This window comes from Rugosimonospora acidiphila (assembly GCF_039543385.1).
GTDB classification, from domain to species: Bacteria; Actinomycetota; Actinomycetes; order Mycobacteriales; family Micromonosporaceae; genus Rugosimonospora; species Rugosimonospora acidiphila.
This window is the reverse complement of the sequence record NZ_BAABJQ010000057.1, coordinates 1-26,526: the sequence shown is the minus strand read 5'-3', so window position 1 is coordinate 26,526 and position 26,526 is coordinate 1. Positions and strand designations below refer to the sequence as shown.

Below are 26,526 nucleotides of genomic sequence, written 5' to 3'. Positions count from 1 at the left end.
CGGTTTTAGCGGTGGGGAAACGCCCGGTTACATTCCGAACCCGGTAGCTAAGCTCACCTGCGCCGATGGTACTGCACTTGTGAGGGTGTGGGAGAGTAGGACGCCGCCGGACTTCTTTCTTCAGGGGCACCCCCAATTTTTTGGGGGTGCCCCTGAAGTGTTTCTACCGCCAAAACCCCCGGCTAAAGACAGCGCCAGCGGTTGACCGACACAGCGATCATCGGAACGGTGAGTGGATCGCGAGAGGGAGGTCCCCGGTGAGCCGGCGGGATGAGATCGAGGCGATGACGGCCCGAATCGAGGCCCTGGAGCGGGAGGTACAGCGACTGTCGGCGAGGACCGCCGCGGCCGGACCGCTGCTGGACGACGCGCGCCGGCTGGAGGAGCTGGCCGAGCGCGCCGAGCGGCTGACCCGCGCCACCACTGTGGCGGTCGACGGCCTGCGTGGCCTGACCGCGCAGGCCGGGGTCGGCGAGGCGCGCTTTCGCGCCGAAATCAACAAGGTGTACCAGGCGACCTCGCCGGGGTACGTGTCGCTCTACTTCGTGGGCGGCCGCACCGGGGTCATCCAGCTCGTGGTCGGGACGACCAACCCGCCGGACGAGGTGGTCGGTGAGGTCAACACCCTCAACGACCTCAACTCGTCCGCGGGCGCGATCGTTCGCACCGGCGAATTCTGGGGCGCCCGGTTCCGGGGCGGTTGGGACGTGAAGCGCAACGGTTCGGGCTTCGTCTGCGTCTTCACCCCGCTGTTCTGACCCGGCCGCGACTACCGCACCCCAGGCGCGGAGTGCGACGAGAGCGTGGCGGTCGCCGCCGCGCGATCCTCGCTCGGCATGAGGATCCACAGCACCGGGTAGATCAGGAACTGACTGCCCGGCAAGACGAGCAGGACGACCACGAATAGCAGCCGCGCCGACCACGGGCGGATTCCGAAGCGGCGCGCGAGTCCCGCGCACACGCCGCCGAGTACCCGGCCGTCGCGCGGCCGTACCAGCCCGTTCTCGTGGAACCTGGCGTTGACGCTGTTCATGGTGTGGATCCTTTCCGTGGCGCTGCGGCGTGCTTACCCATCCACGATCGCCTGTCGAGCGCCCTGGTCGCATCGGGGACCGCCCTGACCCGCCCCTGATTCGCCACCAATGCGGGCGCCACCAATGCGGGCGCCACCAATGCGGGCGCCACCAATGCGGGCGCCGACAATGCGGGACTGCCCGTGACCGGACCGGTCACGGGCAGCCACGATCGCGGTACTACTTGACGATCACCACGTCCGTCGGGCGGTCCACCGTCACGGGGGCGCCGTAGCCGGACAGCGCCACGGTGACCGTGGACTGCTCCGTAGAGGTCTGGCCCTTCTTGGTGGCGCTGTTCTTCAGCTGGTACGTCACCGTCGCGATGCGCTTGTCGGCGCCGACCGTCACGTCGCCGGAGTAGCTGCTGGCCACCGAATTCTCGTTGGTCCGCACCTGGAAGTGGTACGAGTCGGTGCGGGTCTGGCTGATCACGGCACCCGACTGCCGCAGCATCTCGAACAACTGCTCGGGGTCGGCCGAGGCGCTCAGCGTTCCGCTCAGGTCACGGTCGTAGTCGAGCCGGTCGTGCCGTCCCTGCTCCTGCTTCCACTCCGTCGACCCCGACGAGCCGATGAACAGGGTGCCGTCGAGGAGCCGCTCTTCGTAGGCGACCCCGCCGCCCGTCGACGTCTTGTTCAGGTATCCGGTGTCGGTGGTCGGGTCGAAAGCTCCATCGGTGGTGTCCACGCTGCCCTGACCCCAGTTCTGGGTGACCTTCACCTGGTAGCTGGTGTTCTGGCTCGACGCGACCGCGGCCGCGAGCGACAGCCGTGGTGTCTGCGCCGGCGGTGCCGCGCTCGGGTGGTTGTCCGCCCACGGCTGCGTGATGCCGGCCGCTGCCACCGCGCCCACGGCCACCACCGCGAGCGACGCGGTCGCCACCATCGCCGTTGCCCGCCGGCGGCCGGCCCGCTGCCCGCGGTCGAGCACCGCCCCGGCCGGCGCCGTCGAATCGAACTCGCCATCGACGAGATGGTGCAGCCGGTGCGCCAGCTGCGTCTCAAGAGTGTTCATCGGCTTCTCCTGCCCCCCTGGTAGTTGGGTTCGCGCACCAGCTGCCGGAGCTTGTCCAGCGCGCGAGCGTACTGACTTTTGACCGTGCCGATCGAGCAACCCAGCGCCGCGGCGGCCTGCCGTTCGGTCAGGTCCTCGTACAGCCGCAGCACCACCACCGCCCGCTGGCGCGGCGGCAGGGACATCAGGGCGTTCTTCACCTCGACGTCCGAGTCGAACCCGGCGGGTACCGAACGCTCCGGTGTTTCCGCGACGAGGTTCTCCCGCCGTCGCCGCCGCCACATCGAGGTGCGGCCGTTGACGAGCATCCGCCGCAGGTACGCGTGCAGATCCTCGTGGCGGTCCAGCTTCCGCCACCGCTCGTACATCCTGACCAGGCTGTCCTGCAGCAGCTCCTCGGCCTGCCACCGATCGCCGGTCAGCAGCATCGCCAGCCGGAGGTGCCGCTGCCAGGCCGACTCCACGAATGTCACAAACGCCATGTCCGCCGTTGACGGCGGCCCGTGCCGGTCCTTCACGGACCTATCACGCACCAGCCGCCGCCAGTGGTTGCATGCGACTTTCCGGGTTCGCCAACCACCCCTGCGCGGACCGCCCCGCTGGACCCCGCCGTGCCGGGTGAGGCGCGAAGTGGCCCAGAAAACCACCACGAAAGTGGATCGCGATGTGGGGCCAGCCGGCGCTTAGGGTTGGCGTATGACAGCGAACGGAAACCTGCCGTGGCACGCGCCCCGGATGCACCCGTGAGGTGCTGGCAGAGATGAGCGTCTCCACCTTTCGCGCCCTGCACCTGGGCCGCGCCGCCGGCGACCCGCTGGTCCTGCCCGGGCCGTGGGACGCGGCCAGCGCGCGGATCTTCGCCGACGCCGGCTTCCCCGCGCTCGCCACTCCGAGCGCCGGGGTAGCCGCCTCGCTCGGCTACGAGGACGGTTCGACGCCGCCCGACGAGATGTTCGCCGCGGTGGCGAGGATCGTCCGGGCCGTCGCCGTGCCGGTGTCCGCCGACATCGAGGGCGGTTACGGCCTCGCCCCCGCCGAGCTGGTCGGGAGGCTCCTGGAGACCGGCGCCGTCGGCTGCAATCTGGAGGACTCCGAAAATCACGCCACGCTCAAGGACCCCGTGCGACACGCGGACTGGCTGGCCGAGGTGCGGGCGGAGGCGGGGGATGCGCTGTTCATCAACGCGCGCGTCGACACCTTCCTGATCGGGACGGGCGATCCGGCCGACGCCGTGGCGCGCGCCCGGCGGTACGTGGCCGCCGGCGCCGACTGCGTGTACCCGCTGGCCGCGCCGCGGGAGGTGCTCGCGGAGCTGCGGAAGGGCATCGACGGCCCGATCAACCTGGCCGCCGGGCCGGACCGGGAGTCCGTGGCCGAGCTGGCGTGGCTGGGCGCGACCCGGATCACCTTCGGCCCGCAGTTGCAGCGGTACGCGATGGGGGCGATCGGCGAACTCGCGGCGCGGCTGCGCGCCTGAGATCCGGCACCCACCGCCAGCGATCCGGCCGGGTCAGCAGGCGGCGAGCAGCGCACGCAGCAGGCCGGCGAGCTGGGTGCGCTGCTGGGCGGGCAACTCATCCAGCGCGGCCCGCTGCTCGGCTAGCCCGGCCGTGACCGCGTCGTCGACGACCCGGCGGCCCTGTTCGGTCAGCTGTGCGCCCAGCGCACGGCGGTCGGTCGGGTCGGGAACCCGGCGCACCAGGCCCGCGCGTTCGAGCTTGTCCAGCCGCCCGGTCATCCCGCCGGTGGTGAGCATCAGCGTCGCGGAGAGCTGGCTCGGCGACAGCGTGTGCGGGTCGCCGGCCCGGCGCAGGGTGGCCAGCACGTCGAACTCGCCGCGCCCGATGCCGAACGGTGCGTACGCCCGCTCCACCCGGTCGCCCATCAGGCGCGCGATCCGGTAGATCCGGCCGAACACCTCCATCGGCAGCGTCTCCAGCTCGGGGCGTTCGACCGCCCACTGCGCGACTATCGCATCCACCCCGTCGGTACGCGGGTTCGCTGTCTGCCTCGGCATTCCCCAAGTGTGGCACACCCCATGGTCGACTCAGATGCTTGACGCTAAGTTGCTTAGTGCTAAGTTATCTACGAATCGACTGGAGGTGGCAGATGGCCAGGCGGAGTCCCGGTGAACGGGCCTTGATCACCGGCATGACGATCGACGCGTTGGGTTCGGGGATGTATGTCCCGTTCTCGCTGGTGTTCTTCCAGCGGGTCACCGGGCTGCCGCTGGCCGTCATCGGCGCGGTGCTCACCGTCGCCGGCCTCACCGGAATGGCGCTGCTGCCGCTGGCGGGGGCCGCCGTCGACCGGTTCGGCGCGCGGCGGATGCAGCTGTTCGGGTACGCGGTGCGCGGGCTCGGGTTCGTCGCGTACCCGTTCGCCGGCACGCTGCCGGCATTCGCGGCGGTCGCGCTGTTCACCGCCACCGGAGACCGTGCCTTCCCGGCCATCCAGCAGGCGGTCATCGGTGAGCTCGTCACCGGTGCCGACCGGGACCGGCTCAACGCCCTGGCCCGGAGCCTGCGCAACGCCGGGCTGGGCGCCGGTGGCCTGCTCGCCTCACTGATCATCGGCCTGGCCGGCGACACCGGCTTCACGGTCGCGGCCTGGCTCAACGCCGTGAGCTTCCTCGTCGCCGCGCTCATCGTGCGCCGGGTGCCCCGGCGGCAGCCCGTCGAGACCCGCCGCCAGGCCCGCGTCGGCTACCGCGCGGTCCTCGCCGACCGGCCGTTCCTCGGGCTGACCGCCGCGAACTTCCTAATCGCCCTGGGCTACTCGGCGCTGTCGCTGCTGCTGCCGGCGTACGCCGTCACCGTCCTGCACGCGCCCGCGGCAACCGTCGGCCTGCTGTTCGCGGTCAACACCGCGCTGTGTGCGGTCGCCGGCGTGCCGATGAACCGGTTCGCCCGCCGCATCGGCCGGCGAACCCGGGTCGCCGCGAGCGGCGCCGCCGTGTTCGCGCTCGCGTTCGTGGGTTTCGTCCTGCTGGAAACCGCGAGGCCGAGCGGCGTCGCGGTGCTGCTGGCCGCGCTGGTCGCCACCACGGCGCTCTACACCGGCGGTGAGTTGCTGCACAGCCCGGCGGCGAGCACGCTGGCCATCGAGGCGGCACCGGCCGAGGCGCGCGGGCGCTACCTGGCGACGTACCAGCTCTCCTGGTCGCTGTCGGCCACGCTCGCGCCGTCGCTGTTCACCGCGCTGCTGGCGCTCGACGGCCGGCTGCCCTGGCTGGTGCTCGCGGTGTCGGCGCTGATCGGCGCGGGGCTACTCGTCCGGCTCGAACCGGCACTGGCCGCCGGTGCCTCGCCGGCGGTGCGGCCGTCCGGCGTACTCACCGGCGCCTGATCACCCGGTCGGCCCCGGCGGCCGGTGCGGCCCGGAAAGCACCGCGCCGATCACCTCACAGGTACCGGCGTGCCGGCCTCGGGAATAGCGGGCTAGGCTCGCAAACTGGATCACGGGGGCGCAGGGATCAGCAGGAAAGGGACGGTTTAGGACATGCTCAGATGAGCGAGCATTCGCCCAGGACCGTCGTCGGATCCGGTTCATCGGTTGTTTCTCCAAGCTTAACCAACGCGCCCGGTGGCCAACACCCGCACCCACCCGGCGAAGGCGCCGAACCGGCGGGCCGGGCCTCCCGCTCCGAGCAGCGCCGCTCCGGGTTCCGTCCGGACATCGAGGGACTGCGTGCCATCGCGGTGCTCGCCGTGGTCATTTACCACGCCGGAGCACTCGTCGTCGGCGGCGGTTACGTCGGCGTCGACGTATTCTTCGTCATCTCGGGCTTCCTGATCACCACGAACCTCTACCGGGAAGTCGAGACCCGGGGCCGGATCTCGTTCGGCAGCTTCTACGGCCGGCGGATGATTCGCCTGCTGCCCGCCTCGGCGCTGGTGGTGGTCGCCACCGTGGCGGCGTCGTGGCTGTGGATGTCGCCGCTGGTGGCCAAGGCGGTGGCGAAGGACGGGATCGCCGCCGCCCTCTACGGCATCAACGTGCGCCTGGCCGTTCAGGGCACCAACTACCTGTCCGCCGCGCGCCCGCCCTCGCCGTTGCAACACTTCTGGTCGCTGGCGGTCGAGGAGCAGTTCTACCTCATCTGGCCGCTGCTGCTGGTCATCGCCTCCGGTGTGTGGCTGCGCCGGCGTCCGAGCCGCCGGGCCGCCGCCATCACCCTGGCCGTGCTCGCCGCCGGATCGCTGGCGCTGTGCGTGTGGCAGACCCAGGCGTCGGAGCCCTGGGCGTACTTCGGCATCCAGGCCCGGGCCTGGGAACTGGCCGCCGGCGCGCTGGTGGCCCTCGCCGCGCCGAGGCTGGCCCGACTGCCCCGCATCGCCGCCGAGCTGACGATGTGGGCGGGGCTCGCCGGCGTGCTGGTGGCGGTGTTCGTCTACACCGACGCGACGGTGTTCCCCGGGTACGCGGCGGTGCTGCCGGTGGCCGGGGCGGCATTGGTCATCGCCGGCGGTTGTGGACCGGCCAGGGGCGTCCCGACCGTACTGGGCACCGCGCCCCTTCAGATGTTCGGCCGGCTGTCGTACAGCTGGTACCTGTGGCACTGGCCGGTGCTGATCGTCGGGCAGTCGATCGTCGGGCACACGCTGAGCGTGTGGCTCGGCCTCGGCCTGGCGTTCGGCGCGTTGCTGCCGGCGTGGCTGTCCATGCGGCTGATCGAGAACCCGATCCGATTCCGCGCGTCGCTGCGCCGCCGGCCGCGGCGCGGCCTGATCATCGGTGCGTCGCTGAGCACGGTGAGCGTGGGCGCGGCCGGCCTGGTCGGGCTCCTGCCCATGCACCTGAACGGCTCGGGCCACGCGACCAACACCGCCACCGTGGTGGCCGACGGCTCCGCGGCGGACGCCGCGGCCAGGCTGAGCGCGCTGATCGCCACCAGCGCGCAGAACACCGCCATGCCCGCCAACCTCGTACCGGCGGTCACGGCGGCCGGCGGCGACCTGCCCACGGACACGGGCTGCCTGGCCTCTCTGGACGCCACGTCGACGGCCGACGCGATAGCGGCGGGTTGCGACAGTTACGGCGACAAGACCTCAACCACCACGCTGGTGCTGTTCGGGGACTCGCACACCGAGCAGTGGTTCGACGCGTTCAACACGGTGGCGCGGCAGCGGCACTGGCGGCTGGTGGTCCTGGCCAAGAGCGGTTGCACGCCGGCCAATGCCCTGACCACGAAGCTGAACACGCAGCGCGCCTTCACCGAGTGCGCGACCTGGCGTGCGGACGCGTTGCGGGTCATCGCCTCGCTGAAGCCGGCCATGGTGCTGATGTCCACCCGCACCTACGGCGGCCCGCCGGTCGACAAGGACAACCAGCTGGTACCGGGCGATCCCGACCAGCTGTGGACAACGGCGCTGATGGACACGGCCACCCAGGTCAAGCAGACGGGTGCCCAGGTGATTCTCATGCAGGACACCCCGGACCCGAGGGGCGCCAGCGTGCCGGACTGCGTGGCGCAGTACACCAAGGCGGTGCAGACCTGCGCGCTGCCGGCCAGTACGGCCGTCTACCCCAGCCGCCGAGTGGCGACCGTCGCGGCCGCGCAGGCGGCGGCGATGCCCGTGATCGACCCGCTGCCGTGGTTCTGCACCGCGACGACCTGCCCACCGATCATCGGCAACACCCTGGTCTACCGCGACGACAGCCACGTGTCGGCCACTTACATCCGGCTGCTGACCCCGTTGCTGTCCGACGCGCTCGCCACTGCCCTGCACTAAGGTCCGGCGGCGGTAGGCCGACGGAGTAGGCCGGGCAACGGCCACGAATGGCGGCTACCAATGGCGGCCCCGGGTGGCGGCGGCGGTGGCCGCCACCCGGGGCGTCGATCCGCCGGATCAGCGGGTGCTTGGACCAGTCGACGGGCCAGTCGACGGACCGGTCGACGGCTGGGCCGAGGCGCTCGCGCGGGGTCGGGCGGGTGGCTTCCCGTCCGCCGAGGCCCACAGCACGACGAGGTTGCCGGTCAGCGGGGCGACCTGATACACGTACCAGCTCCCCGGCACCTGGGCCGCCGACGCCTCGGTGGACTCGTAGCCCACCCGGTAGGTGGCGGTCTGCCCGCGCCCGGCCAGCAGCCGGCGTGCGTCGGACACCCGCTGGCCCACCAGCGCGTCCAGCTGCTTCTGCTGGTCCGGCGACAGGAGCGAGTCGCCCTGGATGTCCTCGCCGGGCTTTGGCGCGCGCCCGAAGACGATCCGCGCGTACCCCTGGTAGTCCAGCGGCACCTGGATGGCGACCGAGCAGTTGCCGTTGGCCGAGCATTCGCCCGGTGCCTCGATCTCCTTGAGGGAGGGCCCGTTCCCGTTGTCCTGCTCCTGAAAGACGACGCGGCCGATCTGATCGGCCTGCGCCGGTGCCAGGGTGAGGTCGATGTCGAGGCCGTGCCGGGCCAGTTCCGCCTTGTACCGCTTCGGATCCGCCACCGGGTCGACGATCCTGATGGTGAGGTACCCGTTGCTCTGGGTGAAGCGCAGCGCGTCGGCCTGTGCCGGGGCCGGGCCGAGGGCGGAGGACCTGGGCAGTACGGCGGTGACGACCAGCGCCAGCGCGGCCAGCCCCACCACGCCCGGAATCGCGAACGCGAGCCGGCGGCGGGGGCTCCAGATCCGGTGGCGCTTCGGGGTCTCGGCGGTCCAGGCACCCGGTTCGGACTGTCCCATGATGAGCTGGCGCAGATCCTCAGCGGCCGCCCCGGTCGGCTGCGACGCGGTGCGCGGCAGGTGGATCTCGGGTGAGAGCAGCCGAACCAGGCGGTCCTGCTGTTCGTCGTTATCGGTCATGATGGTTCCCTCGTCAGATCGCGGGTGTGAGTTCGCGCAGCGCCTCGGCGAACCGTTGGCGGGCGCGGTGCAGCCGGATTCGGGCGGCGTTGGCTGAACAGCCGAGTGCCTGGCTCAACTCCGCCGCGCTCAGGCCCTCCCAGGCGACCAGGCGCAGCAGTTCCTGATCGGTCTCCGAAAGGGTGCGGAACGCGGCCGAGACCTCCGCGGGAGCGTCCGGCTGGACGACCGTGGCGTCGGAGAGTTCGGTGCGCAGGCGCGCGGCGAGATCGACGCCGCGACGCTCGGCCCGGTACTGGTTGGCCAGCACGTTGCGGGCGACTCCGAACAGCCAGGCCCGGGGCTGTTCGGCCGGGATGTCCGCGAGGCGCCGCCAGGCGACGAGGAAGGTGTCGGCCACCACGTCGGCGGCGATCTCCGGTCGACCGGTGCGACGCAGGGCGTAGCGGAGCAGATCCTCGTAGCAGAGGCGGTACAGAGTTTCGAACCGGGCGGCGGGATCGCCGTCGCGCGACCGGGGTGCGGCGCGTGCCAAGTGGGGCCCCCTCCAGCTGTGCCTGATGCCTGACCGGGTGGTCCGGCATCAGATACATGTCGGTCGGCGGGCCCTCATTTCACCGTAGTCGCGGCCACCTGCCCGGTGAGGGAAGCGCCATCGCACAGCGAACGGCCCGCTCCCGGAAGCGGGAGCGGGCCGTTGCGCCAGCGGGATCGGTCAGTACTTGATCGTGACCGTCGCCGTGCCGAGCACCGCCGGGAGCTTCGACACGTTGACCTTGAGGACCTCGCCGTCGTCCACCACGCCGCTGGCGTCCAGCGTCTTCTGGTGGACGAGGTACTTGCCGGTCGTCGTCGACTTCACCGGGGAGCACGCCGTCGTGTCGGTGAGCCCCGACGCCTCGCACGCCGCCTCGTCCTGGCCGAGCAGGTGGTCCATGCCGAAGTCGCTGTCGTTGGCGAGGTACAGCGTCTGGCCGCCGTCCGCGCTCGCGACGCCCTCGATCTTGTCGTGGCTGAAGAACGCGCCCGACGGGTCGAGCTGGTTCAGCACCGTGCCGATCTCGAGGTACGGCGTCTTGCTCACCGGCGTGATGTTCGCCTGCGCCAGCAGCTGCTCGGCCTGCGCCGTGGGCGCGTCGCCGACGTACGCGTCGATCGACTTCGGGCCCGAGGGGGTCGTCACCGTGTAGCCCAGCGGGTTCTTGCCGTTGCCCTTGACGTCGGTCGCGCCGGTCAGGTCGATCTCGTAGAGGTCCTTGAACGCCGCCTTGCCGGGCTCGCCCTGGTTGCCGTCACGCTCGTCGACGAGGAACTTCGTGTCGGACAGAGCGGTGATCTCGCTGACCGCGCTGGCCGTCGTGCCCGGGTCGGTGAGCAGGTAGAGGTACTCGTGCATCGCCTTCGTCTTGAGGTCGATGGTCACGATCCGCACCGGGGCGACGTTGGCCGACTTGACGGTCTTGCCGTTCGCGCCCGTACCGTAGTCGGGCACGGTCAGCGCCGACTGCATGATGCCGACCAGCGTCTTGCCGTCGGGCGTGACGGTGAGGCCCTCCATGCCCTTGTTCTTGGTGCGCAGCTGCAGCTCGATCGGCAGCGGGTGCTTGGTGTCGACGTTGTGGCCCTTGCCGAGGCCGGCACCGGTGTCGGCACCCCACGGGGAGAGCCGCTCGATCTCCTTGCCGTTCTTGTCGAAGTGCGTGATGAACGGGCCGTACTCGTCGGAGATCCAGAAGCTTCCGTCCGGCAGGGCGACCAGGCCCTCCGAGTCGTAGCCGTTGTCGGGGTTGAGCGTCACGGCCGGCTTGGTGCCGGGCACGGTGTACGGCTTGGTCGGGTCGATGTAGTTGCCGTAGAGGTCCTCGGTCAGCTCCGAGCTCGCGGCGTTCTTGGTGACCGGGTTCGGCAGGCCGTTGTACGCGGTGCCGTCGGGCGCCTTGAGGACGATCTTCTTCTGCAGTACGGCCTTGCCGTCCACAAGCTGGAACAGGCCGACCTCCGGGTTGAAGGTCGGGTCGGTGAAGACCTTCTCGCCCAGCGGGCCGTCGTCGTCGGCGTTCGGGCCACGGTCGGTGAGGCCGTAGAACCAGCCCGACTTGCCCGGCACCGGCACGAAGGACGAACCGAAGCCGCCACCGGAGATCAGCGCCGTCGTGCCGTTCGGGCCCTCGAGCCCACCGAGCGACGGGATCTTGCTCCCGCCGGGCACGGCGTCCTTGTACAGCGTGACGGCGTCCGTCGCGGTGTAGGTGAAGTGCACCGTGCCGTGGCTGCCCTTGACGGCCGGGGCGAAGCTGTAGGACCCGTCGGCGTTCACGGTCAGGCTGCCGGCCTTGGGGTTGTCGAGACCGCTGTTGCGCACCACCGCGGTCGCGCCGAAGTCGTTCGACAGAAGGTTGCCGGTCACGGTGCCGCCGCTGCGCGGGCTGGCCTCACCGTGGTCGGCGTTCACCGAGAACGGGTGGGACTGCGTGGCCCACCACCCGAACGGGTTGGCCCAGGCGGTGCCGACGGAGGCCAGGATGACGGCGGCCGTCGTGCCGCCGATGAGTGTTGCTGCCCGCTTGCGGGCAGGGAGGTTCAGGCGCATGCCCGCAACCAACCGTTAGCAGATGAACGTTGAATGGCGGGAAGGTTTCCTAGCTTGGTCGGCAGCCGTAAACGAGAATCATGTTCCGGCAGACCGGCCCGCAGCGGGCGTTGTCGCGTCGCGGATGGCCCGCTCCGCGCCCCGCCGGGTGTTCCGGCCGCACCGCACAGCGCGGGTACAGGATCAGTCGACCGGGTGGGGCGCTCGCGCCGCGGCGGCGATCCGCTCCAACGCCGCCGCGTGGGCCCCGAACGCCTCCCGGCCGTGCGGGGTGAGTCGTGCCAGGGTGCGCCGAGCGCCCGTGCCCGGCTGCTTGCGCACCTCGACGTAGCCCTGCGCCGCGAGTGCGGACAGCTGCTTGGACAGGGCCGAGTCGCTCGTACCGATCGCGTCCCGGATGAAGCCGAACTCCGTCCAGCTCGCGGGTGCCAGCAGCGCGACGATCGTCAACCGCGCGGGGACGTGCAGGAACTCGTCGAAGTCGCCGTCCATCAGCTCCGCCGGCCCGCCAGCCTTGCCAGCGCGTCGGCGCCCCGGCAGATGGGACGGGCCGCCAGCAGGCACACCACCGCTCCGGCGGCGGCGGCGATCAGGTGTGGGGTCGGCATTCCGGCCGTCCCAATGGCCGTCGCCAAGCCTTTGATCACCGCGGCGAGGAGGATCCCGGCCGCGACTCCCACGAGCAACTCGCCGGAGCCGGGCTTCCTGAGGACCGGCGCCCGGCGCACGTAGGCGATCACCAACAGCGCCACCAGCGCGACCACCGGGAACAGCATCGCGCCGTTCCACGGATTGGGCAGGTCGTAGGAGGCGTACGAGACGAGCACTATCAACGCCAAGACGCCCAGGTAGAAGGGGGAGAAGCCGTGCCGCGCCTCGGCGGCGCGAGACTGCTCGTGCCGCCTCTGGATGTCGTCGAGCGCCGCCCGCGCGTCGTCGGGAGTCATCAACCTTCACCTCACCCGAGGAGATCTACTTTCCTCTGAGGAAAATACTCGGCTCTTTCCCGTCAGGCAAGTACCGGCGCCCGGCTGCGTCGACCCCAGGACGTCCGCCCCTGACCGCTGATCAATCGCGGGCGCCGTCGAGGCCCGCACCTATGTCAACCGCGCGCCAGCGGGGCGGTTGCCGCGATAGGTGTATTGGGTGTTGGTCGAATGGACGGCCAGAGATCGACCGGTAACGAAACGCGTGATGCGTGGGGCGGCGATCTCCTCAAGCCGGATTCAGGTACCCTGAGCGTGGCGGGCCGCTAGCTCAATGGTAGAGCAGCAGACTTTTAAACAGCAGTTGCGCGCGGTCCCAAACCAATGCGCTACGTTCTACCTGCGAAAATGACCGCCGAATCCGTCCACTATGGAACTGGGACACGCCTAGGTCGCTCGTCCGTTCCGGCGAGTGCGGTCCGAGCTGGTACGCACACGAGCCGAAGCATCCGCGACGGCTCAGCGCCGCGCTGGGCCGCCGCCGATGCGTGTCGAGCGAGCAGATGCCTACTGGGGCTTGCCGGACGGCCAGGGCGAGATCCAGGACGAGTTCGGCAAACACCTGCGAGTGGCAGGCAACTTCCGCTCGCCTCCTCCGAGCGGGAGGATGTCCCCGTGATGCAACAAAAGCCCTCAGCCAAGGTCGGCACCGCTGCGGTGACCCACACCAAGCTCGCCGTCGAAGACGAGTTGGGGTGGCTGTTCCGCGATCAGCCCACCGAGGACTACGGCATCGACGCCCACGCCGAGGTTGTTGACGGCAAGGACGTGCGCGGCCGTCTGTTGGCCTTGCAGATCAAGGGCGGCATGAGCTGGTTCGATGAGCAAGGTCCAGGCGGCTGGTGGTTTCGGCCAGACAAGGAACATGTGCAGTACTGGCTGAATCACTCTTTGCCGGTTGCGTTAGTTCTGTACCACCCCGAGACTAAGCGATGCCATTGGCAGCTCGTGACCCGGCAGACACTGGTCGAAGCCTCCACTGCTGGTTGGAAGCTCCTCGTTCCCGAAGCGCATGTACTTGACGAGAGTGCCCGGGTCCCGTTGAAGAAAGCTGCTGAAGGAGATCCGTATGTCCTACGCATCCGTGAGATGCAATTGGCGAAGCCCTGGATGAGGATGCTTGCGAGTGGCAAACGGTTGGTCATCGATATGGAGGAGTGGATCAACAAAACGTCAGGACGAGGATCGATAAGCCTCGGCATCGACAACGAGGACGGCAACGCTCCGCAGGAGCTGGCGCGTTGGGGTGTCTTCCTCGGCCACGCCAGTTATGGCGAGGTAGTACCGCGATTGTTCGCCTGGGCGGACGTCGACGTGCACGAGGAGACCTACGACGAGACTGAGTACGACGAATACGAAGCCGAATGCGTGATCCACGATGAGGAGAACACGTTCTGCACCTCGACCTTCGAGGACTGGCGCCGAGGTCGCCTGGCCGAGGGCCTGCGTCCGTATGCCAACGGAGCCGGCGAGGTCGATTACTGGCGGCTTGAGCTTACTCTTAACGGTCTTGGTCGAGCATTCCTTATCGTCGACCAGTTCGCGACAAGCGGTGGCCCGCAGTTGACGCGGCGTACGTAACCAGCGTCGGCGCTCAGCCTCAAAGCAGCCGCAGGAGCCTGTACGGCCGACTCCGGTTAGGCCTTGGAGAGTGCGGCGGTCACCGACTTCAACGCTGGTCGGTCGGTCCCACCCCTGTGGCAGGGAGCGGAATCGCAGCGGTTGCAGGTACTCGGTTCCGGCAGGCTGGCGCATAATCTTCCCGTCCGCGTCACGGTTAGGGTCTTGTTCGATCAGGCCGTAATCGGCGAGCTGCAGATGGCTTTCGTACACGTCGCGGCTGAGGCCGTACCACGCTTCACGGGTCTGGTTGACGTACACGCCGGCCTTCGACCTGTCCGGGTACCTGGTCTCCAGCTCTCGGATCATCAAGTAGGTCACAATCTCTGCCGCCGACAGCACATGGGCCCATCCCTGAAGAAAGAACGCGGCCGGCAGCTGCAGAGCCTCTGCGTTGCCGACCTTCGCTGCGGGCGGTCGGAGGCTGTCCGGCTTCATCAGCGCATCCGGGGCCGGGCTCGCGTACCGATCAGGCCACCGGCCTTGCGGATCCCCCTGACGTGACCCCTTCTGGTTGATCCGGGGCGAGTGAGTCTTGCGGCCCACTGTGGTGGGCGGGAAGGCTTGACCACGATGAGTACCAGGAAGAGGCACACGCCTGAGCAGGTGGTGCGGAAGTTGGCCCAGGCGGATCGGATGCTCGGCGAGGGCAAAGACATCGCGGATGTCTGCCGGGAGTTGCAGGTTTCTGAGCCCACCTACTACCGGTGGCGCAACCAGTTCGGTGGGCTGAAGGCCGACGACGCCAAACGGCTCAAGGAGCTGGAACGGGAGAACGCGACTCTCAAGCGGCTGCTGGCCGACGCCGAGTTGGAGAAGGCCGCGTTGAAGGAGATCGCCAAGGGGGAATTCTGAGCCCGGCACGCAGGCGGGCGGCCGTTGACCACCTCATCCGGGTGTTGGGGGTCAGTCATCGGTTCGCCTGCCGGGTGACCGGGCAGAACCGTGGTACTCAGCGCCGTGAGCCGGCGGGCCAGACGCCTGCTGACCCCGACGCCGCCCTGCGCGGGTGGCTGCGGGACTACGCGAAGGCTCACCCGCGGTAGGGGTTCCGGCGGGCGTACCACGACGCCCGCGGTGAGGGCTGGAGCGTTTCCGGGGAGGCGCGTGCTTTGATCTCGAGCAAAGGCCACGTCACGGACAATTGCATGCAGATCGTTGCCCTGGATGATCTCCTTGCGCCCGACCCTGTCGGACTCGTGACGGCCCCGGCGTGGCCACGAGGACCTGTCGGCGCCCACCGCTAAAGTTTGGGGCCAAGGTCCGCAGAACCGATCACACGCCTCTGCGGCGTGAAGGAGATCCGCCCGAATATGTGTCAGCTGACGACAAGCCATATGACCAACCTCGGCGCGAGGACGGTGGCGCGCTAGTGGCTCCGACGACGAAGGAAGCCCAGCGCGCTGAGTTGCACCGGACCATTTGGCGGATCGCGAACGACCTTCGCGGCTCGGTCGACGGCTGGGACTTCAAGAGCTACGTCCTGGGCATCCTCTTCTACCGGTTCATCTCTGAGAACCTGACGGCCTATATCAACGAGAGCGAGCGTAAGGCAGGCGATGAGCATTTCGACTACGCCACGCTGAGCGATAAGGCGGCCGAGTTTGGACGCAAGGAGACGGTGGCCGAGAAGGGCTTCTACATCCTGCCCAGTGACCTGTTCGCCAGCGTCCGTAAGCGCGCGGCCCATGACGAGAACCTCAACGAGACGCTGGAGCGCATCTTCGGCAACATCGAGGGCTCGGCGAAGGGCACCGACTCCGAGGACGACCTCAAGGGTCTGTTCGATGACCTCGACGTGAACTCTCCCAAGCTCGGCAACACCGTGGCCAAGCGCAACGAGAAGCTGGTCAAGCTCCTCGCCGCCATCGGTGACCTCAACCTGGGCGACTTCAACGGCCACGCCATCGACACCTTCGGAGACGCCTACGAGTACCTGATGCAGATGTACGCCGCGAACGCCGGCAAGTCTGGCGGTGAGTATTACACGCCGCAGGAGGTCTCCGAACTCCTCGCGCGCATCACGGTGGTTGGCAAGAAGTCGGTCAACAAGGTCTATGACCCAGCCTGTGGCTCGGGCTCGCTGCTGCTGAAGTTCGCCAAGGTGCTGGGCAAGGAGAATGTCCGCCAAGGCTTCTTCGGCCAAGAGATCAATCTGACCACCTACAACCTGGCGCGCATTAACATGTTCTTGCACGACGTGAACTACGAGGGGTTCAGTCTCGCGCATGGCGACACCCTGATCGATCCTCAGCACTGGGACGACGAGCCCTTCGAAGCGATCGTCTCCAACCCGCCGTACTCGATCAAGTGGGAGGGCGACGCCAACCCTCTGTTGATCAACGACCCGCGCTTCGCGCCGGCTGGCATCCTCGCGCCGAAGAGCAAGGCCGACCTAGCATTCACGATGCACATGCTGAGCTGGCTGGCTGTCAACGGCACCGCGGCCATCGTTGAGTTCCCTGGCGTGCTCTACCGTGGTGGAGCCGAACGGAAGATCCGCAAGTACCTGGTCGACAACAACTATGTCGACACTGTCATTCAGCTGCCACCCGATCTTTTTTTCGGGACGAACATCGCCACCTGCATCCTCGTGCTTAAGAAGTCGAAGAAGGATAGCTCCGTCTTGTTCGTTGATGCGTCAGCGGAATTCGAACACGTCGGGAGCAAGAATAAGCTCCAGCCCGAAAACCAGAAGAAGATCCTGGATGCATTCGTATCCCGTCAGGATGCCGCTCACTTCGCCAAGCTTGTTCCAACTCGGGAGATCGCCGACCGTGGGTACCTCCTATCGGTTTCCTCCTATCTTGAGAAAGAGGACACCCGCAAGGACGTCGACATCTATGAACTCAACGCCGAGATCGCGGAGATAGTGGCACGGCAAGCAGAGCTTCGCGCCGCCATCGACAAGATCGTCGTCGACCTAGAGGATGCGTCGTGAGCCAGATAAGCGACCGTATCCCCGATCTTTGCCGGCAGGGAGTTCCAGTCCTTCCTCTTGGCAAAGTAGGCACTTGGTATGGCGGAGGTACCCCATCGAAGTCTGTTCCTGAATACTGGGACAACGGCACTGTGCCTTGGCTCTCGCCAAAAGATATGGACACTGGCCGGGTACTGACAACAGAGGACCATATTACGGAGGCGGCGCTCGACAAGTCGCCGGCCAAGCTAGTCCCAGCCGGGTCGGTTGCATTCGTCGTGCGTTCGAACATTCTGCGTCGTCGACTCCCGATAGCCCTAGTGCCGGTCGCAGTAACGCTCAACCAAGACATGCGTGCAGTCGTGCCCCACGATGGTGTTCTCGTCGAGTATCTGGCTCACGTATGCCGTGCGCGCTCCGAGGTAATTCTGAGCCTCGCAGGTCGTACCGACGGATCGATGGCTGCGATCCAGAGTTCGGTGTTGATGGAGTTCTCCATCCCCGTACCACCAGTAGAGGTGCAGCGCGAGATAGTTCGGATCCTAGATGGATTCGTTGCGCTGGAGGCCGAGATCGAGAATGAGCTGGAGGCTCGCAGACGGCAGCGGCTCGCGTTCGCGCGCACGCTGCCGGGGGCGCCATATACCAGAGCGCTTGGGTCCGATGCTACAAAGCTCGTCCGGCTTGGCGAAGTGGCGACGCAGTACGTCGAGCCGCTACGCGTGTTGCCAGATGCTACCTACACGAACCTCGGAGTGAAGTGGTACGGCGAAGGTGCCTTCGCCCGAGAGTCAAAGCCTGGCAGTGCCATCAAGGGGACGACGCTCTACCGAGTCAAGCCGCAACAGTTCATCTATAATCGGATGTTCGTCACCGAGGGTTCGTTCGCGCTTGTCACCCCAGAACTTGCGGACGGAGTCGTCTCAAACGAGTTCCCGGTGTATGACCTTGACACCTCACGTGTGCTGCCAGAATGGCTCCTGTTGTATTTCAAGGATGAGTTCACGCTCAAACGCATCGAGGGGGAGGTTACTGGCACTGAGCGTGGCTCGACCAAGAGCCGGCGCCGCTGGAAGGAGGAGCAGCTCGAGGCGTTCCAAATTGAACTTCCCTCGATTCCGGCCCAACGAGAGCTACTGCGAGTGATCGGCACCTTGGCCGCTCTCGAATCGGCTTTGCGTGACGAACTGGCTGCCCGGCGCAAGCAGTCCTCCTACTACCGTGACCGACTGCTGATGTTCGAGGAGCTAGCGGTATGAATGAGGCTCCAGGACGCCAGTACGACCCGATCGCGGTCAGCGCCGAGAGCACGGTCGTCGCCGAGTTCATCCCGGACGCCACGACTGCCGTGGCTTACCAGTCCGAGGCTGACCTCGAGCGTGAGTTCATTAAGATCCTGCAGGGCCAGGCCTACGAGTACCTCGAGATCCACACCGAGGCTGACCTGATCGCTAACCTCCGCACCCAGCTTGAGGCGCTGAACGGCATCACGTTCAGCGATCCAGAGTGGGACCGGTTCTTCACGGAGAAGATCGCCGGTGCCAACGAGGGCATCGTGGAGAAGACCGTCCGCATCCAAGAGGATTACGTCCAGATCCTCAAGCGCGACGACGGTACGACCAAGAACATCACGCTGCTCGACAAGCGCAACATCCACAACAACCGCCTGCAGGCCATCAACCAGTACGAGGTCGGGGCAGGCGAGGGCCAGGCTAAGCACGCCAACCGCTATGACGTCACCGTGCTGGTCAACGGTCTCCCCATGGTCCACATTGAACTGAAGCGCCGCGGTGTCGACATCCGCGAGGCGTTCAATCAGATTGACCGCTACCAGCGCGACAGCTTCTGGGCGGGCTCGGGCCTCTTCGAGTACGTCCAGCTGTTCGTGATCAGCAACGGCACGCTGACCAAGTACTACTCCAATACCACGCGCCGTCAGCACATGAGCGAGGCCGGGGGCAAGAAGACTCGCAAGACGAGCAACTCCTTCGAGTTCACGTCGTGGTGGGCCGACGCCACCAACAAGTCGATCCAGGACCTAACGGGGCTCGCCAAGACGTTCTTCACCCGGCACACGCTGCTCAATATCCTGACCAAGTATTGCGTCCTGACCGCCGACCGGCTGCTGCTCGTCATGCGGCCGTACCAGATCGTGGCCACCGAGCGGATCCTGAACCGCATCGAGATCTCAACCAACTACAAGCAGCTCGGCACCCTCAAGTCCGGTGGCTACGTCTGGCACACGACCGGCTCAGGCAAGACCCTGACGAGCTTCAAAGCTGCCCAACTAGCCAGCCGCCTGCCCGGCGTCGACAAGGTGCTCTTCGTGGTCGACCGCAAGGATCTCGACTACCAGACCATGCGCGAGTACGACCGCTTCGAGAAGGGCGCGGCCAACTCCAACACCTCGACTGCGGTGCTTAAGCGTCAGCTCGAAGATCCGAGCGCGCGAATCATCATCACGACTATCCAGAAGCTCAGCACGTTCATCGGCGGCAACAAGGGCCACGACATCTACAACGGGCACGTCGTGATCATCTTCGACGAGTGCCACCGCTCGCAGTTCGGCGACATGCACACGGCGATCACCAAGGCGTTCAAGCGCTACAACCTGTTCGGCTTCACGGGCACCCCGATCTTTGCTGTCAATGCAGGCACCAGCGGCAGCCCTAAGCTGCGCACCACGGCTCAGGCCTTCGGTTGTTTTCTACACGGAAACCCAGCGACTTGCCCGCCCGAGAGCCACCAGATGGCGATCCACGCCTACACGATCGTTGACGCCATCAGCGACAAGAACGTCCTGCCGTTCCGCATCGACTACGTCAACACCGTTCGGATCTCCGCAGGTTTGACGGACAAACAGGTCTCAGCCATCGATACGGAGAAGGCACTGCTCGCATCGGAGCGCCTGACCAAGATCGTTGACTACACGCTGGAGCACTTCGACCAGAAGACCCGCCGGGCGGAGCACTACTCGCTGGGCGAGCGTCGTGTCCACGGCTTCAACGCCTTGTTCGCGACCGCCTCGATCGAGGCTGCCAAGCGCTACTACACCCGCTTCAAGGAGCAGCAGGCCGACCTGACGCCCGACCGCAAGCTTAAGGTCGGACTCATTTTCTCTTACGCCGCCAACGAAGCGGCGGCCGACGACTACCTCGACGAAGAGGGCTTCGAGACCGGTGGCCTTGACCAGTCGTCGCGTGACTTCCTGGAGGCAGCGATCCAGGACTACAACGCCATGTTCGGCACGAGCTTCGACACCTCCAGCGACAAGTTCCAGAATTACTACAAAGACCTGTCGCTACGGCTCAAGCAGCGCGAGATCGACCTGGTCATCGTCGTCAACATGTTCCTGACCGGCTTCGACGCCACGACACTCAACACCCTGTTCGTCGACAAGCGCCTAGTCAACCATGGCCTGATTCAGGCCTACTCGCGCACCAACCGCATCCTGAACTCGGTCAAGACTTACGGCAACATCGTCAGCTTCCGTGATCTTGAGGAAGAGACCAACGACGCCATCGCGCTGTTCGGCAACAAGGATGCCAAGGGCATCGTGCTGCTCAAACCGTACGCCGAGTACTACGACGAGTACGCCGAGAAGATCCAAGAGCTGCTGGAGCAGTTCCCGCTCGGCCAGCCGATCATCGGCGAGGCTGCGCAGAAGGCGTTCATCGCCCTGATCGGTCAGATCCTGCGCCTGCAAAACGTCCTAACCAGCTTCGACGACTTCGCCGGCAACGAGATTCTGACTGACCGCCAGAGCCAGGACTACCGCAGCATCTACCTCGACCTCTACGCCGAGTTCAAGAAGGACGCCACGGCCGAGAAGGAGTCGATCGTCGACGACGTCGTCTTCGAGATTGAGCTGATCAAGCAAGTCGAGATCAACGTCGACTACATCCTGATGCTGGTCCAGAAGTACCGCGAGGCCAAGGGCGACGGTGAGGACCGTGAGATCCGCGCCACCATCTCGCACGCCGTCGACGCCAGCCCGAGCCTGCGCAACAAGAAGGATCTGGTCGAGGACTTTGTCGACTCGATCTCGGCCAAGGGCGACCTCGACGAGGAGTGGGCCGCCTACGTCGCCAAGCGTCGCACCGAGGAGCTCGACGCGATCATCGAGGCCGAGAACCTTAAGGCCGACGAGACTCGCGCCTTCATCGCGACAGCGTTCCGTGACGGCGAGATCAAGACGACGGGGACCGCGATCACCAAGGTGCTTCCGCCGGTCTCACGCTTCGCGGCGGACGGTGGCCACGGCGAGAAGAAGCAGCGCGTGCTGACCAAGCTTGGCGTGTTCTTCGAGCGGTTCTTCGGGCTGAGCTCCGGCGAAGGCGAAGCGTAATGGCTGAAACCGCCGAGGCCTTGGTTGAGGCAGGGCCATTGCGTAGTCGGCTGATGGTCTTGTGACCTCGGCGTTTGGGACTACGGCTGGGCGGGTGGGCCGGTTGGGGCGGGTGTGGCCGCATCGGTGATCCTGGTGGTTCCTGACGCCACACGATCTCCATGATCTCGCCGGCACGGCGAACACGAGCGCTGCCGCGGCCCGGACCCGCCGCCGGCTGGATGCGCAGCGCATCCTCAACGCGATGGTCACCGCACCGGCTTATGTCCGCAACGGGCGGATGGGCGTGTTGGCCGCGAACCAGCTCGGCCAGGCCGTGTTCACACCGCTGTTCACGACAGCGCAACGGCCGGTGAAAATCGCCCGGTTCGTCTTCTGATCATCGCCGCGCCCGCATGTATTCACCGGCCACCGACACGGCAGTCAGATGCCCTGAGCATCCCATCCCCCGCGACGGCTCTCACTTCCGAGGTACTGGAAGAGCCTGCGTAGTTCGGTGGTAGTTTCGAACGTCCGAGCACCAGCGGAGCACCCCCTGCGGGTAGAGGCCCCTTTAAATCTCGGGTGCGGAGTAGGTGAATTCCTTTCCGCCGCGCTCGGCGACTCCGCGCCGCCGGACGAGTGCTCTAGCCGCGACGAGGCGTTTGAGACGGTTGTTCGCGTTTGGCGCGGTGATGCCCAAGCGTTCAGCGACCGTCGTTGCGGTGAAGGTCTCAAGTTCCCTGGCGAGTTCGAAGGTGTCCTTTAGAACATCCGACGCCGCCAGTAGCGCAAAGTCGTCACCGAGTTGCTCTAGCGCGATAAGTTCGCGGCGTTCGAAGCCGAGGACGATCGTTTCACGGGTGTCGTCGTTGAGGCCGGTCACGAGCACGGTGGTCGGTCCGTCGTCCTGGGTGGCGAGGACGGAGTAGTACTTGCCGAGGAACTCGTCGGTGAAGCTGACGGTCATGGCTTCGACGTTGGTGAAGTTGATGACAAGGAGGCTGGTGCCAGGCGGAGTGCGGTCTTCCAGGTCGTGAAGCACTTCCCTGCCGCGTTCCCTGGTTGACAGGAACGTCCGGTGTCGTCCGACGTCGAAGGCGAAGGCCATAGCGGAATCCGGTTTCACCTGAGTGATTGAAACACGTTACGGCCCGTTACGAAAGTCGGACGCGCAGCCAAGCCCAAGTGCCGTCCACCGATTCGGCAACACGGCTGCAAATCGAGGTGGGTTCCGCGCGGAGTGTCGCGGTGGCGACGGCACTTCCGCTGCGGAGCATGAGTTCGCCTCCCTTTCCACCTCGTATGGCCTGCCGCCACAGGTTCGGCAATCCGTGGCCTCGCCCTTCCGGGCTTCTGTTGCCACCATCAAGTGCTCGCTCAAGGGCCACGGGGCCTTCGAGATCCTGGTTGGTCGTGTTGGAGAGGACTTTTCGGATCCCGTCACCGGAGTCACAGACGGCGAACTCAAATCCAGGTGTACGGCTCAGGGTACCGCTGTAGAGCTGGGCGGCGGTGAAGGCGCCGGTCTTGCTGAGGCCGTGTGTAGTGGCATTGCTCAGCAGCTCGGCAAGGCTGCGGAAGGCCGCCCTTCCCGCTTCCGGTCCAAGCCGCGCCGTTACCAGTCGGCCGAGCGTCTCGTTCATGTCGTCGATGTTGGCGGGCGTGACCTTGGCGACCTCCAGCAGTTTGTCGGAGTGATCACGGCGCACCTGGGACGGGATCGACCCCTCGATCTCGGCGAAGGGCTTGAGTAGCTCGACGACGTTCATCCGCACGAGGTAGGACGCGATCTTCGGGTCCCGCGGAACAAGAAGGCGGACCTCACGGCCGCCGTCGGCGGCGGCGGTTCCCATCGTGACGATCGCGGCGAGCTCAAGCGGGCTGACCCACTGGAGCCCCCGCGCGTCGAGCACCAGGTTCTCCGTGTCGCCGTGAAAGTCAGCCCTCAGCTCTCGACGTTGTCGGAGGGGATTCCGGCCGGCCAGCTCGATACGCACGCATCAAGCATGACAGCTAGATCCGGACCCGCACATCCCCGACCGACGGCGGTCGGCCCGAGGCCACTTCGGGGGTTGCGCCCGGCGCGCGCATCGGTTTAATCTGTCTCAGTGAAACGGGAACTTCGGCGGACGGCCGGCTCTCTGCCGGCTGCCTCCGAGACCGCCGGACCCGTCGACACGGTCCCGCCAAAACAAGAGGAGCAGATATGAGAATCCATCACTTCGTGGCCGGCGAGGCCATTGCCCAGACGCGCGAGGTCGAGCCTGATGTGCGGCTCGGTGACCTTCTCGTCATCGAGAAGGACGAGAAGGTATTCGTGGTCGGCGACGAGGTCGAGCTCGACGTGACAGTGACCATCGAGGCGGTCCTGGCCGGGCGGCCCGGTCACCTGGCCACCTCGACCTGTCACCAGATCGCGGTCACGGTCGGGTACGCCGGGGCCGACAAGGTGGTCAAGGTCCATCCGGCTACCCGGTTGCGCGAGGTCCGCAAGCTGGCCATCGCGGCGTTCGGGATCAGCCAGGCCGCCGCGGCCGACCTGGTCCTGCGGGTCCCTGACGGGACCGAGGACTTGGACCTGAACGCACCGGTCACCACGATCGTCCCGAGGCGCACCTGCGGCACGACGGTCGATCTGGTCCACACGGTCCGGCCGCAGGGATGAGCACGGCGTCCGAGCCCGGTGGCGACCCGAACCTGCGACGGCTGCGCCGGCATCTGCTGGCCGCCGACGTCGAGGCCGGTGCCGCCGCCGGGTCCTGGCGCATCGTCGACCTGAGCTGGCCGGTCCTGCTGGTCGCGATCGCAGTCGGCGACGACGCTGAGTTGGGCATGCGGCTCGAGGTGCAGGACTATCCGGTGCAGCCGCCGGCCGGGCAGCCCTGGAATCTGGCTGCGAACGTGCCGCTGGCCATGGCGGACTGGCCGGTCTCCGGCCAGAACCCGGAGGTCTTTCGGCACGACTGGTCCCCGGGCAACAACAACGGCCCATACCTGGCGTGCGACCGGGCAGGGATCGCGAGCCATCCGAACTGGGCTGTCGAACGCCCGGAGCGGTGCTGGAACCCGACGCGGACGATCGGCTTTTACCTGCGCGAGCTGCATCGCGAGCTGGCCTACGCGCGGATGTCGGCGCGCGGAGGCACCCAGTGACCGCGCGCCTGACGATCGAGCCCAGGTTGTTCGCCGCGCTGGTGAAGGGCCTCGCCGAGCGGGGGCAGGGGCACCGCGAGAGCGGCGCGTTCCTGCTCGCCGATCGGGCGCACCCCGAGGACCAGCTGCCGCAACTGGTCACCACAATCGCCTTCTACGACGACCTCGACCCGCTCTGCCTGACCGGCGGGATCGACTTCCACGCCGTCGGCTACACCGCGCTACAGAATCTCTGCCGGCGCGACGGGCTGCGGGTGGCCGGCGACATCCATACCCACCCAGTTGACCGCGTTCAGCAGAGCCGGGTCGACGCCGAGCACCCGATGGTGGCCCGCGACGGCCACGTCGCGCTGATCGCCCCGCGCTTCGCGGCCGAGGTCACTGACGTGTGCCAGATCGGTGTCCACGTGAGGGCCTACGGCGGCTGGACGTCCTTCTACGGTGACCGAGCCGCCGAGGTCGTGTTGGTCGGTACCCGTGCGGGCGGATCAGCGTGGTGGCGCCGGCTGCTGGCACGGCTACTCATCTGGCACCGGCATCAGGAGACACGATGACTTCGTCCATCACCGACACGTTCGACCGCACCGCCCTGCTCGGAGTCCACGAGGGAACCCGGGCGACCGTCACGGCAGCGCTCGACGCGCAAGCTAAGACCGGGATGGTCATCGTCGCGACCGGCATGCCCTTCGACCTGTGCGGACAAGCCGCCCTCTGCACCGCGGTCGCGACAGCGGTCCGCGCGTTCGGCAAGGTCATCGTGGTCGCCGACGGGCCTGTGGAACTAACCTACGGGCCGTACCGCGGGCTAACCATCGCCGAGATGACCGAGCGGGAAGGCGCCGAACACACCGACCAGCTCGATCCGAGTGTCGTCCCCGCCGAATTACCCTTCCTTCATCTCGGAGACCCACCCGCTGAACCCGGCGGCGCGGTGCGGATCCGGGCCAGCTGGGACGGCTGGAACGCTTCAGTCTCTCCGGCCGAGGCCGGAACCGGCCCCAGCCGCGAGGGCAACGTCGTGGCCGCGATCGCCGCCGCGGCTCTCGGCGTACACGAGGCCTTCGGCACGATCCGGGAGCGTCCGGGCAGCGATGTCGGCTGGCGCACCATCACACTGAACCTGTGGCAGCCGGGGACCGACATCGACGGACCGACGCCAACACATGCTCCGGCCGCCTGGTGGCTGGTCGGTCTCGGCCACCTCGGCCAGGCATACGCCTGGGTGCTCTCCTGGCTTCCGTACGCCGACCCAGCCAAGATCGAGATCGTGCTGCAGGACATCCAGCGGGTGGTCCAGGCCAACCACAGTACCGGCCTTCTCACCCCGGCCAGCCCGGCCCCGATCCGCAAGACTCGGCTCGCGGCGACAGCTCTCGAGCAGGCCGGCTACGACGTCGTCATCCTCGACCGGCGACTCGACGAGACCAGCCGCGCCCAACCCGAGGACTACCATGTCGCCCTACTCGGCGTCGACACGCTTCAGCCCCGCCGGCTCATCTCCCAGGTCGGCTGGAAACTCGCCATCGACGCCGGACTCGGGATCGGGCCGGCCGACTTTAACGCCATGATCCTCTACCGATTCCCGGCGAAGGTCCCCAGCGACCAACTGCTCCCCTGGAACAACGACGCGCCCCGGCAACGGCGGGCCACCACCGCCGCCCTCGCCGAGCTGGAGCAACGCGACCCGTGCGGTTCCGTCGAACTCGCCGGAACCGCCGTCGGCGCCGCCTTCGTCGGCGCGATCACCGCGTGTCTGGCCATTGCCCAGGGCGTCCGCGGAGTCCAGACCGAGGACGGCTTCGACGTCATCAACCTCCACCTGCAATCGGGTGACGCCTTCCAGGCACCTGCGACTGGTGAAACAAGCCTTCCGGCAGCACGTCTGCTCCCGCTACAGCTGAGCAACCTGGATGGGGGTCTGTTTCTTCAACGGTGTTTCCGGCGATCTTGTTAGTAGGTTTCAGCGGCCGGGAATCGGTCGCTGAAGGTGATAGCGAAGGCGTTCAACGCTGGCTTCCAGCGCATCGCCCACCGGACCCG

The 26,526-nt window shown here is 67.1% G+C and carries 24 protein-coding genes, 1 rRNA gene and 1 pseudogene; 15 read left to right on the top strand and 11 right to left on the bottom strand.

The window, feature by feature from the left end; translation table 11 throughout:
* Both rrf and ABEA87_RS41495 read left to right on the top strand, forming a co-directional pair.
* A 5S ribosomal RNA gene (rrf, locus tag ABEA87_RS41500) occupies window positions 1-112 on the top strand; the annotation flags it as partial.
* A 145-nt stretch (window positions 113-257) separates the two neighbouring features.
* Window positions 258-758: an ABC transporter C-terminal domain-containing protein gene (locus ABEA87_RS41495; RefSeq protein ID WP_345639282.1), complete on the top strand. Its 501-nt coding sequence runs from the start codon at window positions 258-260 to the stop codon at window positions 756-758.
* Window positions 759-769: 11 nt separating this feature from the next.
* Here ABEA87_RS41495 and ABEA87_RS41490 read toward each other — a convergent pair whose 3' ends face one another.
* From ABEA87_RS41490 to ABEA87_RS41480, 3 genes are all read right to left on the bottom strand, one after another.
* Entirely contained in the window at window positions 770-1,033 is a 264-nt protein-coding gene (locus tag ABEA87_RS41490; protein WP_345639281.1) for a PspC domain-containing protein, read from the bottom strand.
* Between the two features lie 220 nt (window positions 1,034-1,253).
* Window positions 1,254-2,090, bottom strand: coding sequence for a hypothetical protein (locus ABEA87_RS41485; protein WP_345639280.1), 837 nt, complete (start codon window positions 2,088-2,090; stop codon window positions 1,254-1,256).
* Window positions 2,087-2,572, bottom strand: coding sequence for a SigE family RNA polymerase sigma factor (locus ABEA87_RS41480; RefSeq protein ID WP_345639279.1), 486 nt, complete (start codon window positions 2,570-2,572; stop codon window positions 2,087-2,089). The genes ABEA87_RS41485 and ABEA87_RS41480 overlap by 4 nt, the downstream gene beginning before the upstream one ends.
* 278 nt (window positions 2,573-2,850) lie before the next feature.
* Here ABEA87_RS41480 and ABEA87_RS41475 point away from each other — a divergent pair, with 278 nt between their 5' ends.
* A complete protein-coding gene (locus ABEA87_RS41475; protein ID WP_345639278.1) occupies window positions 2,851-3,567 on the top strand; it encodes an isocitrate lyase/PEP mutase family protein in 717 nt (238 codons plus the stop codon).
* A 33-nt stretch (window positions 3,568-3,600) separates the two neighbouring features.
* Here the strand turns inward: ABEA87_RS41475 and ABEA87_RS41470 are convergent, their stop codons facing one another.
* A complete protein-coding gene (locus ABEA87_RS41470; RefSeq protein WP_345639277.1) occupies window positions 3,601-4,107 on the bottom strand; it encodes a MarR family winged helix-turn-helix transcriptional regulator in 507 nt (168 codons plus the stop codon).
* 92 nt (window positions 4,108-4,199) lie between these two features.
* On the opposite strand from ABEA87_RS41470, the gene ABEA87_RS41465 reads away from it, so the two are divergent.
* Both ABEA87_RS41465 and ABEA87_RS41460 read left to right on the top strand, forming a co-directional pair.
* A complete protein-coding gene (locus ABEA87_RS41465) occupies window positions 4,200-5,438 on the top strand; it encodes an MFS transporter (protein WP_345639276.1) in 1,239 nt (412 codons plus the stop codon).
* Window positions 5,439-5,599: 161 nt separating this feature from the next.
* On the top strand, window positions 5,600-7,825 hold the full coding sequence (locus ABEA87_RS41460) for an acyltransferase family protein (RefSeq protein WP_345639275.1): 2,226 nt from the start codon (window positions 5,600-5,602) through the stop codon (window positions 7,823-7,825).
* A 117-nt stretch (window positions 7,826-7,942) separates the two neighbouring features.
* On the opposite strand, the gene ABEA87_RS41455 is transcribed toward ABEA87_RS41460, so the two are convergent.
* From ABEA87_RS41455 to ABEA87_RS41435, 5 genes are all read right to left on the bottom strand, one after another.
* On the bottom strand, window positions 7,943-8,887 hold the full coding sequence (locus ABEA87_RS41455; protein ID WP_345639274.1) for a hypothetical protein: 945 nt from the start codon (window positions 8,885-8,887) through the stop codon (window positions 7,943-7,945).
* 13 nt (window positions 8,888-8,900) lie between these two features.
* Entirely contained in the window at window positions 8,901-9,422 is a 522-nt protein-coding gene (locus ABEA87_RS41450) for an RNA polymerase sigma factor (protein WP_345639273.1), read from the bottom strand.
* A gap of 180 nt (window positions 9,423-9,602) precedes the next feature.
* Entirely contained in the window at window positions 9,603-11,477 is a 1,875-nt protein-coding gene (locus ABEA87_RS41445; RefSeq protein ID WP_345639272.1) for an esterase-like activity of phytase family protein, read from the bottom strand.
* Window positions 11,478-11,660: 183 nt separating this feature from the next.
* Entirely contained in the window at window positions 11,661-11,969 is a 309-nt protein-coding gene (locus tag ABEA87_RS41440) for a transcriptional regulator (protein WP_345639271.1), read from the bottom strand.
* Entirely contained in the window at window positions 11,969-12,424 is a 456-nt protein-coding gene (locus tag ABEA87_RS41435) for a hypothetical protein (protein WP_345639270.1), read from the bottom strand. Before ABEA87_RS41435 ends, ABEA87_RS41440 begins: the two co-directional genes overlap by 1 nt.
* Before the next feature lie 657 nt (window positions 12,425-13,081).
* Between ABEA87_RS41435 and ABEA87_RS41430 the strand changes: the two genes are divergently transcribed.
* From ABEA87_RS41430 to ABEA87_RS41405, 6 genes and pseudogenes are all read left to right on the top strand, one after another.
* Complete coding sequence (locus tag ABEA87_RS41430) at window positions 13,082-14,044, top strand: DUF4365 domain-containing protein (RefSeq protein ID WP_345639284.1); 963 nt, start codon at window positions 13,082-13,084, stop codon at window positions 14,042-14,044.
* Between the two features lie 612 nt (window positions 14,045-14,656).
* A pseudogene (locus tag ABEA87_RS41425) lies at window positions 14,657-15,126 on the top strand (transposase); the annotation flags it as partial.
* A 272-nt stretch (window positions 15,127-15,398) separates the two neighbouring features.
* The gene (locus tag ABEA87_RS41420) at window positions 15,399-17,024 is read left to right on the top strand and encodes a type I restriction-modification system subunit M (RefSeq protein WP_345639269.1); all 1,626 of its coding nucleotides are present in this window, start codon (window positions 15,399-15,401) and stop codon (window positions 17,022-17,024) included.
* The gene (locus ABEA87_RS41415) at window positions 17,021-18,262 is read left to right on the top strand and encodes a restriction endonuclease subunit S (protein WP_345639268.1); all 1,242 of its coding nucleotides are present in this window, start codon (window positions 17,021-17,023) and stop codon (window positions 18,260-18,262) included. Before ABEA87_RS41420 ends, ABEA87_RS41415 begins: the two co-directional genes overlap by 4 nt.
* Window positions 18,259-21,351 carry a type I restriction endonuclease subunit R gene (locus ABEA87_RS41410; RefSeq protein ID WP_345639267.1) on the top strand — a complete coding sequence of 1,031 codons (3,093 nt, stop codon included), beginning with the start codon at window positions 18,259-18,261 and terminating at the stop codon, window positions 21,349-21,351. The genes ABEA87_RS41415 and ABEA87_RS41410 overlap by 4 nt, the downstream gene beginning before the upstream one ends.
* Before the next feature lie 142 nt (window positions 21,352-21,493).
* Window positions 21,494-21,730 (top strand): MmyB family transcriptional regulator, encoded by a 237-nt coding sequence (locus ABEA87_RS41405; protein WP_345639283.1) that lies wholly within the window; start codon window positions 21,494-21,496, stop codon window positions 21,728-21,730.
* Between the two features lie 174 nt (window positions 21,731-21,904).
* Here ABEA87_RS41405 and ABEA87_RS41400 read toward each other — a convergent pair whose 3' ends face one another.
* Both ABEA87_RS41400 and ABEA87_RS41395 read right to left on the bottom strand, forming a co-directional pair.
* On the bottom strand, window positions 21,905-22,441 hold the full coding sequence (locus tag ABEA87_RS41400; RefSeq protein WP_345639266.1) for a hypothetical protein: 537 nt from the start codon (window positions 22,439-22,441) through the stop codon (window positions 21,905-21,907).
* A gap of 46 nt (window positions 22,442-22,487) precedes the next feature.
* Entirely contained in the window at window positions 22,488-23,330 is an 843-nt protein-coding gene (locus ABEA87_RS41395; RefSeq protein ID WP_345639265.1) for a hypothetical protein, read from the bottom strand.
* Between the two features lie 209 nt (window positions 23,331-23,539).
* Between ABEA87_RS41395 and ABEA87_RS41390 the strand changes: the two genes are divergently transcribed.
* From ABEA87_RS41390 to ABEA87_RS41375, 4 genes are read left to right on the top strand one after another with little or no spacing between them, the layout of a single operon-like run.
* The gene (locus tag ABEA87_RS41390) at window positions 23,540-23,998 is read left to right on the top strand and encodes a hypothetical protein (RefSeq protein ID WP_345639264.1); all 459 of its coding nucleotides are present in this window, start codon (window positions 23,540-23,542) and stop codon (window positions 23,996-23,998) included.
* A complete protein-coding gene (locus ABEA87_RS41385; protein ID WP_345639263.1) occupies window positions 23,995-24,486 on the top strand; it encodes a DUF7665 family protein in 492 nt (163 codons plus the stop codon). Before ABEA87_RS41390 ends, ABEA87_RS41385 begins: the two co-directional genes overlap by 4 nt.
* A complete protein-coding gene (locus ABEA87_RS41380) occupies window positions 24,483-25,040 on the top strand; it encodes a hypothetical protein (RefSeq protein ID WP_345639262.1) in 558 nt (185 codons plus the stop codon). The genes ABEA87_RS41385 and ABEA87_RS41380 overlap by 4 nt, the downstream gene beginning before the upstream one ends.
* On the top strand, window positions 24,980-26,440 hold the full coding sequence (locus tag ABEA87_RS41375) for a hypothetical protein (protein WP_345639261.1): 1,461 nt from the start codon (window positions 24,980-24,982) through the stop codon (window positions 26,438-26,440). Before ABEA87_RS41380 ends, ABEA87_RS41375 begins: the two co-directional genes overlap by 61 nt.
* Window positions 26,441-26,526 lie beyond the last annotated feature (86 nt).

Bases quoted from the DNA above. Each gene is read 5' to 3' on its own strand.
- ABEA87_RS41445 (WP_345639272.1), bottom strand. From the start codon at position 11,477: ATGCGCCTGAACCTCCCTGCCCGCAAGCGGGCAGCAACACTCATCGGC.
- ABEA87_RS41385 (WP_345639263.1), top strand. From the start codon at position 23,995: ATGAGCACGGCGTCCGAGCCCGGTGGCGACCCGAACCTGCGACGGCTG.
- ABEA87_RS41435 (WP_345639270.1), bottom strand. From the start codon at position 12,424: ATGACTCCCGACGACGCGCGGGCGGCGCTCGACGACATCCAGAGGCGG.
- ABEA87_RS41410 (WP_345639267.1), top strand. From the start codon at position 18,259: ATGAATGAGGCTCCAGGACGCCAGTACGACCCGATCGCGGTCAGCGCC.
- ABEA87_RS41430 (WP_345639284.1), top strand. From the start codon at position 13,082: ATGCAACAAAAGCCCTCAGCCAAGGTCGGCACCGCTGCGGTGACCCAC.
- ABEA87_RS41455 (WP_345639274.1), bottom strand. From the start codon at position 8,887: ATGACCGATAACGACGAACAGCAGGACCGCCTGGTTCGGCTGCTCTCA.
- ABEA87_RS41470 (WP_345639277.1), bottom strand. From the start codon at position 4,107: ATGCCGAGGCAGACAGCGAACCCGCGTACCGACGGGGTGGATGCGATA.
- ABEA87_RS41390 (WP_345639264.1), top strand. From the start codon at position 23,540: ATGAGAATCCATCACTTCGTGGCCGGCGAGGCCATTGCCCAGACGCGC.
- ABEA87_RS41490 (WP_345639281.1), bottom strand. From the start codon at position 1,033: ATGAACAGCGTCAACGCCAGGTTCCACGAGAACGGGCTGGTACGGCCG.
- ABEA87_RS41460 (WP_345639275.1), top strand. From the start codon at position 5,600: ATGAGCGAGCATTCGCCCAGGACCGTCGTCGGATCCGGTTCATCGGTT.
- ABEA87_RS41475 (WP_345639278.1), top strand. From the start codon at position 2,851: ATGAGCGTCTCCACCTTTCGCGCCCTGCACCTGGGCCGCGCCGCCGGC.
- ABEA87_RS41400 (WP_345639266.1), bottom strand. From the start codon at position 22,441: ATGGCCTTCGCCTTCGACGTCGGACGACACCGGACGTTCCTGTCAACC.
- ABEA87_RS41440 (WP_345639271.1), bottom strand. From the start codon at position 11,969: ATGGACGGCGACTTCGACGAGTTCCTGCACGTCCCCGCGCGGTTGACG.
- ABEA87_RS41480 (WP_345639279.1), bottom strand. From the start codon at position 2,572: ATGGCGTTTGTGACATTCGTGGAGTCGGCCTGGCAGCGGCACCTCCGG.
- ABEA87_RS41485 (WP_345639280.1), bottom strand. From the start codon at position 2,090: ATGAACACTCTTGAGACGCAGCTGGCGCACCGGCTGCACCATCTCGTC.
- ABEA87_RS41465 (WP_345639276.1), top strand. From the start codon at position 4,200: ATGGCCAGGCGGAGTCCCGGTGAACGGGCCTTGATCACCGGCATGACG.